Here is an 832-nt window from a genome sequence, read left to right as displayed (position 1 = left end):
TGCAGAGGTGGATCATGGCTGAACATAAAAACCCAATCCGTGGGTATCTCTCTTGCCCGGTTTGTCAGTCGGTCGCCAGCGCTCATCAAGTGGGTGAAGGGAAACTGATTGCTACAGGGGAGCCGCCTAAAAACAGCCGCAACATCGGGTTGATGTATTACCGTTGCCCAAAGTGCGGTAACAGCTCACATAGCCATGAAGTGACCAAGTTCATTAAAGCGAATCTTGTCGCTGACTCAACCGAACTTCAACCGACAGTCACCGATAAACTGTCGGTGGTTGATCCGGTTTTGATAACCGAACCTAACCGAACAGAGGTAACCGACGCGGTAACCGAACTAACCGAGGGGTTAACCGAACCGGAAGAAACACAAGAAACCAGTAAAGACGCGGTTTCCAACCGAGCGGTAACCGAAACGGGCAGCGATGAAGAAACAGAAAAAAACCAAGGCAAGTTTTCCTTTAAACGAGTCGTAGCAGCGTTGGTGTCGGTTATCTTCCTCATCTGGGCATTTTCTCAACTGCTACCTAAACCGAAAGCCCCAACCGAACCAACGCAAGGGGGTGAGCATGGAGCAAACGAATGAAGTCTTGTTGGAGGAGTCAGCGGCAGTGGATGATTGGGGGGATTTTGGCGCGGTCATTGATCAGCTTGAACAGCAAGAGCAAACCGAAAGCGAACCAGTTAGCCTAACCGGCTCAACCGAAACGGTAACCGAAGATAAAACCGAAGCCATGGCGGGCTTACTGGATATTGTGTTCGCTTTAACCGAACAAGCCACGTCCATGATTTCAGGGGTTGAGTTTGAATTCGACGGTAAAGGGAAACAAG

At 50.0% G+C, this 832-nt stretch carries 1 protein-coding gene and 1 pseudogene; both read left to right on the top strand.

The window, feature by feature from the left end; genetic code table 11:
* Positions 1–587, top strand: a 587-nt coding sequence (locus AB4623_RS23775; protein WP_372147494.1) for a hypothetical protein, incomplete at its 5' end; no start/stop codon positions are given.
* A pseudogene (locus AB4623_RS23770) lies at positions 571–832 on the top strand (hypothetical protein); the annotation flags it as partial. The gene AB4623_RS23775 and the pseudogene AB4623_RS23770, both read left to right, overlap by 17 nt.

The sequence above is a fragment of the Vibrio sp. 10N.222.52.C12 genome (assembly GCF_041474215.1).
Taxonomy (GTDB): Bacteria; Pseudomonadota; Gammaproteobacteria; order Enterobacterales; family Vibrionaceae; genus Vibrio; species Vibrio crassostreae_C.
This window is presented reverse-complemented; position numbering and strand designations above follow the sequence as displayed.